The sequence below is a fragment of the Streptomyces sp. DvalAA-14 genome, from assembly GCF_900091855.1.
GTDB lineage: Bacteria > Actinomycetota > Actinomycetes > Streptomycetales > Streptomycetaceae > Actinacidiphila.
Window position 1 is genome coordinate 1 of record NZ_FMCH01000644.1, and the last position, 6,342, is coordinate 6,342.

Below are 6,342 nucleotides of genomic sequence, written 5' to 3' on the forward strand. Positions count from 1 at the left end.
GCGTTGCCGAAGGCGCCGGCGATACCGCTGGTGGCCGGGGCGGCCGCGGCAGCGGCCGGACGCCCGGCGGCGCCCATGTTCTTCGGGTTGGCGCCACCCTGGGTGACGTCCACCGGCAGCATGACCAGCGCGGTGGTACCGCCCGAGTCGGACGGCCGGAGCTGGATGCGGATGCCGTGCCGCAGGGACAGCCGGCCGACCACGAACAGGCCCATCCGGCGGGAGACGGAGACGTCCACCGTGGGCGGGTTGGCCAGCCGCTCGTTGATGTCGGCCAGGTCCTCGGGGGACAGGCCGATACCGGTGTCGTGGATCTCGATGAGCACCCGGCCGTCGGGCAGCGAGTGACCGGTGACCCGCACTTTGGTCTGCGGCGAGGAGAACGAGGTGGCGTTCTCCAGCAGCTCGGCGAGCAGGTGGACGAGGTCGTTGACGATGCGGCCGGTGACCTCGGCGGTCGGGACCGCCGTCAGCTCGATCCGCTCGTACTGCTCCACCTCGGACGCGGCGGCGCGCAGCACGTCGACCAGCGGCACCGGGCGGGTCCACCGGCGGCCCGGCTCCTCACCGGCGAGAACCAGCAGGTTCTCACCGTTGCGGCGCATACGGGTCGCGAGGTGGTCCAGCTTGAACAGCGAGGACAGCTGGTCCGGGTCGGCCTCGCGCGACTCCAGTTCGGAGATGAGCGACAGCTGGCGCTGGATGAGGCCCTGGCTGCGGCGGGAGAGGTTGGTGAACATCGCGTTGACGTTGCCCCGCAGCAGCGCCTGCTCGGCGGCCAGCCGGACCGCCTCGCTGTGGACCTCGTCGAAGGCGCGGGCGACCTGGCCGATCTCGTCACGGCTGTTGATGCCGATCGACTCGACCGAGGTGTCGACGTCCTGCGGGTCGGTCTCGGACAGCTGCCGGACCAGCTCGGGCAGCCGCTTCTGGGCGACGTCCTGGGCGGTCTGCTGCAGCCGGCGCAGCGAGCGGATCATGGAACGGGCCACGATGAAGGCGCCGACCACCGCGACACCGAGCACCAGCAGGATGATCGCGCCGGAGATCAGCGCTTCCTGCTTGGCCTCGGCCTGCAGCTTGAGCGCTTTTTGCTGCATGTCGTTCAGCAGCGAGCGCTCGATCTGGTTCATCGCCTGGATCTTGGTCTTGGCGTCGTCGTCCCAGTCGAGGTACGAACTCTTGATCTTGGTGATCGCGGTCGGCGAGGCCGCGATCCGCTGCCGCATGGTGTCGTGCTGCAGGATCAGGTTGTTGTCGTGGATCGGCTGCAGCAGTTCCTCGCTGGCCGGGCCGTAGATGATCTGGAACCGCTTGAGCGCGGTGTCCTCGTCCTGGCTGCCCCAGTAGACCGTCTGGTAGTCGTTGCCGTTCAGCGTGCCGCTGGTGGCGAACGCGGCGCTGATCACCGCGCGCTGCACCGACTCGTACTCCTTGGCGGAGGAGAAGGCCGCGAGCGCGCGGGTGGACTGGATCATCTCGTGGTTGTTGGTGGCCTGCGCCATGTCCTGCGACAGCGACAGCAGCGACTGGATGAGGCCGTCGTACTGCGAGACGGTCTGCCCGATGACGGCCGGCGAGCTGTACGCCTGGCCGCGGATGTCGGACAGGGTGTTCAGCTGCTGGCTGATGGACAGCAAGGTGGCGCGGACGCCGCTGTAGATCGGGTCGTCGGCCGAGACGTCGTCGGTGGCCGAGTTGTACAGCTTCAGCTCGCGGTCGGTGTCGGCACGCGAGGCGGCGACCTGGTCGTCGCCCTTCTGGTGGGACGCCAGCGGACCGGCCGAGCTGTCGCGCTCCTCCTGGAGCGAGGCGGCCAGGTCGGTGGCGTGCTCGGTGATGTCGGTCAGCGTCTTCATGTGCTCGAGCTGGTTGATGTTGTCCAGCGAGCTGTTGATGCGCAGACCACCGAGCGCCGAGGCGGTCACCACCGGCAGGGCGAGCAGGGAGACAAGTCTGGTACTGATCCGCCAGTTGCGCATGGCTATGCGCGGGCCGGGCTTGCCGTCGAGGCCGGTGATCTTGCCGGCTTCGATGCCACTGGGCGTGCTCGTCCGTCCGGTGGCCGCAGTGGTCCCCGGCGTGGCGGCTCCGGTGTCGGTAGCCGCTTGCGCCGGACCGCTGCCGGTCCCGCCTGGCTGCTCCGGGTCACCCGCAGCGCCGCTGTCCCTCTTGAAACGTCCCTGCACTAGCGTCGCAACCTCTGGACCAGGCGTCCCCCGCAATCAAGCGGACAGGACGGTGTCGAGTCATGGGGGCTCAGGCCGCCCCGGGTCACGAGGAGGCAGATGTGCCCATCACCACCGCTCGGTACTCGAACGCGCCCCCTGCGCGCCGGTTCGATGTGATGCGGCGGTCCGGGGAATTCCAGCACAGTGCCGGATCTCCCAACAAGGCCCGTGGCTGACCTGTTGGAATGTGTCACTCGCCGCGTCGATCCAAGTACGCAGCGTCGAGCGCGGCGTCGGTGAAAGCGGGCAAACCGGGTCGTGCGCGCAACTGGCTGCAGGGGCCATCGGACAACCGTGCCCCGGCGAGTGTGCCGGAATCATCCGTATATGGGTTGCTGTGAACGATTTATGGGTAAGTGGCTTTTGTCTGCTCTGGGCGATCTGCGACTCAGTTCGTGAGCAAAATCACAACACGTCGAATGTTGACGCCCCGGCCTCCGGGGAAGGGGCCGCACTAGCTTGGTGCTTTACAGAAAACGGCATACTGTCCACCGCCGCGCCCCGTCCCGGGCGCCCCGACACCCGAGGTCCCCACGGCTGATGAAGACCACCTTGATGTTCCGTCCGATCGCCAACCCGCGGCGCACCACGCTCGCCCACCTCACGGACGCGACCGAGCCGGCCGAGTCGGCCGAGCCCGCCGTCGCGGCCGCAGCCGCCGAGCCCGCCGGGGACACCGGCGAAACCGGGAGCCGGCCGCTGCCGCAGCGCACCGCCAACCCCCGTCGTACCGTACTCACCGAGCTGCCCAAGGCGCCGGTCGCCCCCTGAAAGCGCGCTGACCTGGCCTTATTCTCGCCGTTCTCGCCCCGTGGACGCGCGGCCGGTGGCTTCGCGGCGCGCCCCCGGCGACTAGGCTGAGCCCATGCGCATCGCCAGGTTCTCCATCGACGGCAACGTCGCCTTCGGCGCGGTCGAAGGCGACTCGACAGGCCCCGGCCTCGACGGTCTCGTCATCGACATCATCAAGGGCGTCCCCTTCGCGGACTTCGAGCTCTCGGGTACGAAGGTGCCGGCCGACAAGGTGCGGCTGCTGTCGCCGGTCCTGCCCAACAAGGTCGTCGCGATCGGCCGCAACTACGCTGCCCACGCGGCCGAGTTGGGCAACGAGGTGCCGACCGCCCCCTGGGCCTTCTTCAAGCCCTCGACCTCGGTGATCGGCCCCGGCGACTCGATCGTCTACCCCTCGTTCTCCCACGAGGTCCACCACGAGGCCGAACTGGCCGTGGTCATCAAACGGCTCTGCCGCGAGGTGCCGCGCGAACGCGTCAAGGACGTCATCCTCGGCTACACCTGCGCCAACGACGTGACCGCGCGGGACACCCAGCGGACCGAGAAGCAGTGGGCCCGCGCCAAGGGCTTCGACTCCTCGTGCCCGCTCGGCCCCTGGATCGAGACCGACCTCGACGCCTCCGACCTGGCCATCACCGCCACCGTCAACGGCGAACTCCGGCAGGCCGGCCGCACCACCGAGATGATCAACTCGATCGAGGACCTGATCGTCAACATCACCGAGGCCATGACGCTGCTCCCCGGCGACGTGCTGCTCACCGGCACCCCCGCAGGCGTCGGCCCGCTCCACCCCGGCGACGAGGTCGCCGTCACCATCGAAGGCATCGGCACTCTCACCAACAAGGTGATCTCGCGTGGCTAGCACCCCCACCTCCTCCGCACCCGCCGGCCCCGCCGGCGCGGGCGTCCGCGTCCGCTTCTGCCCCTCGCCGACCGGCAACCCCCATGTGGGCCTGGTCCGCACCGCCCTGTTCAACTGGGCCTTCGCCCGGCACCACCAGGGCACGCTGGTCTTCCGCATCGAGGACACCGACGCGGCCCGCGACTCCGAGGAGTCGTACCAGCAGCTGCTGGACTCGATGCGCTGGCTCGGCCTGGACTGGGACGAGGGCCCCGAGGTGGGCGGCCCGTACGCCCCCTACCGGCAGTCGCAGCGGATGGAGGTCTACGCCGATGTGGCCCGCCGGCTCAAGGAGGCCGGCCACGCCTACGACTGCTACTGCACCCCCGAGGAGCTGGAGACCCGCCGGGCGCAGGCCCGCGCGGCCGGCCGCCCCTCCGGCTACGACGGCCACTGCCGCGACCTCACCGCCGAGCAGGTCGCCGCCTACCGGGCCGAGGGCCGCCCCGCGATCGTCCGCTTCCGGATGCCGGACCGGCCGATCACCTTCACCGACCTGGTCCGCGGCGAGCTGACCTTCGCCCCGGAGAACGTGCCGGACTTCGGCATCGTCCGGGCCAACGGAGCCCCGCTCTACACCCTGGTCAACCCGGTGGACGACGCGCTGATGCAGATCACCCACGTGCTGCGCGGCGAGGACCTGCTGTCCTCCACCCCGCGGCAGATCGGCCTCTACCTGGCGCTGATCGAGCTGGGCGTGGCCACCGGGGTGCCGCAGTTCGGCCACCTGCCCTACGTCATGGGCGAGGGCAACAAGAAGCTGTCCAAGCGCGACCCCGAGGCGTCCCTCAACCTCTACCGGGACCGCGGCTTCCTGCCGGAGGGGCTGCTGAACTACCTGTCGCTGCTGGGCTGGTCCTACTCGGCCGACCAGGACGTCTTCTCGATGGCCGAGATGGTGGCCCGCTTCGACATCGCCGGCGTCAACGCCAACCCGGCCCGCTTCGACCTGAAGAAGGCCGAGGCGATCAACGCCGACCACATCCGGCGGCTGGAGCCCAAGGACTTCGCCGAGGCCTGCCGCCCCTGGCTGCGGGCCCCCTACGCCCCCTGGGCGCCGGAGTCCTTCGACGAGGCGGCCTGGCAGGCCGTCGCCCCGTTCGCGCAGACCCGCGTCACCGTACTGTCCGACATCACCGCCAATGTCGACTTCCTCTTCCTGGACCAGCCGGTCGAGGACGAGGCGTCGTGGGCGAAGGCGATGAAGACCCCGCAGGCCGCCGAGCTGCTGCGCACCGCCCGCGAGCGGCTCGCCGCGGCCGACTGGTCCGCCGCGGAGCCCCTCAAGGAAGCGGTGCTGGCGGCCGGCGAGGCGCACGGCCTCAAGCTCGGCAAGGCGCAGGCCCCGGTCCGGGTCGCCGTCACCGGCCGCACCGTCGGCCTGCCGCTCTTCGAGTCCCTGCAGATCCTCGGCCGCGACCGCACCCTGGCCCGGATCGACGCGGCGCTGGCCAAGCTGGGCGGCTGATCAGGCCGAAGTGGTCCCGGTGGCGCCCGCCGGGCCGACCGCGCGATTACCGTGTCCGGTATGGCGATTCGCGCGGTCCTGTGGGACATCGACGACACCATCTTCGACTACGGGAGCGCCGACCGGGCCGGTATGCGCGCCCATCTCGGCCTGCAGGGCCTGCCCGACGGCTGTGACAGCGTCGAGCAGGCCCTGCTGCGCTGGGCGGAGCTGACCGCGCTGCACTGGGCGCGCTTCGCGGCCGGCGCGTGCGACTTCCTGGCCCAGCGCCGGGACCGGGTGCGGGACTTCACCAGACGGCCGATGACCGACGACGAGGCCGACGCGTACTTCGACGGGCATGTCGCCCACTACGAGGCGGCCTGGAGCCTGTTCCCCGACACGGTGGCTGCGCTGGACGCGCTGTCCGGCTACCGGCACGCGGTGCTGTCCAACTCCGTTGCCGACGTGCAGGAACGCAAGCTGCGCACGCTGGGGGTGCGCCACCGGTTCGAGGCGCTGGTGTGCGCGGCGGACCTGGGGCTGGCCAAGCCCGATCCGGGGGCCTTCCTGGCCGCCTGCCAGGCGCTGGCCCTGGAGCCGCGCGAGGTCGCCTACGTCGGCAACGAGCCGGACATCGACGCGCGCGGGGCGGCCGAGGCGGGCCTGTTCGGCATCTGGCTGGACCGGCGGGGCGTCGGCGGGCGTCCTGACCTGACCCGGATCACCGGACTCGCCGAACTCCCCGGCGCGCTGCGCGGCGATACTCGTTTTGGAGCGGTGTCCCGCATCGGGTAATGTTCTTCCTGCGCCGCCGGAGAGGGCTGACAGGCCCGGCCGGTGAACGCAAGCCGAACAAGGCCCCAAGGGGTTGCGTTTTGGTGGGGTATGGTGTAATTGGCAACACGGCTGATTCTGGTTCAGTTGTTCTAGGTTCGAGTCCTGGTACCCCAGCGCGCATGCAGTGCGAG

General features: G+C 70.2%; 5 protein-coding genes and 1 tRNA gene. 5 read left to right on the forward strand and 1 reads right to left on the reverse strand.

The genetic code is table 11. The annotated features are described in order from the left end of the window. Positions 1-2,189, reverse strand: a 2,189-nt coding sequence (locus GA0115240_RS34225; protein ID WP_141709070.1) for a sensor histidine kinase, incomplete at its 3' end; no start/stop codon positions are given. 582 nt (positions 2,190-2,771) lie between these two features. Here GA0115240_RS34225 and GA0115240_RS34230 point away from each other — a divergent pair. The 5 genes from GA0115240_RS34230 (at position 2,772) to GA0115240_RS34250 (ending at position 6,325) form a co-directional block, all read left to right on the forward strand. Further along, entirely contained in the window at positions 2,772-3,002 is a 231-nt protein-coding gene (locus tag GA0115240_RS34230; protein ID WP_093742888.1) for a hypothetical protein, read from the forward strand. Positions 3,003-3,096: 94 nt separating this feature from the next. After that, complete coding sequence (locus GA0115240_RS34235) at positions 3,097-3,885, forward strand: fumarylacetoacetate hydrolase family protein (protein ID WP_093742890.1); 789 nt, start codon at positions 3,097-3,099, stop codon at positions 3,883-3,885. Continuing rightward, on the forward strand, positions 3,878-5,392 hold the full coding sequence (gltX, locus tag GA0115240_RS34240) for a glutamate--tRNA ligase (RefSeq protein ID WP_093742892.1): 1,515 nt from the start codon (positions 3,878-3,880) through the stop codon (positions 5,390-5,392). Before GA0115240_RS34235 ends, gltX begins: the two co-directional genes overlap by 8 nt. A 60-nt stretch (positions 5,393-5,452) precedes the next feature. Next, on the forward strand, positions 5,453-6,169 hold the full coding sequence (locus GA0115240_RS34245) for an HAD family hydrolase (RefSeq protein ID WP_093742894.1): 717 nt from the start codon (positions 5,453-5,455) through the stop codon (positions 6,167-6,169). A gap of 84 nt (positions 6,170-6,253) precedes the next feature. Further along, positions 6,254-6,325 (forward strand) — tRNA-Gln (locus tag GA0115240_RS34250). The last annotated feature ends 17 nt before the right edge of the window (positions 6,326-6,342 follow it).

Coding starts and splice junctions, on each gene's coding strand:
- GA0115240_RS34230 (WP_093742888.1), top strand. CDS start 2,772: ATGAAGACCACCTTGATGTTCCGTCCGATCGCCAACCCGCGGCGCACC.
- GA0115240_RS34235 (WP_093742890.1), top strand. CDS start 3,097: ATGCGCATCGCCAGGTTCTCCATCGACGGCAACGTCGCCTTCGGCGCG.
- GA0115240_RS34245 (WP_093742894.1), top strand. CDS start 5,453: ATGGCGATTCGCGCGGTCCTGTGGGACATCGACGACACCATCTTCGAC.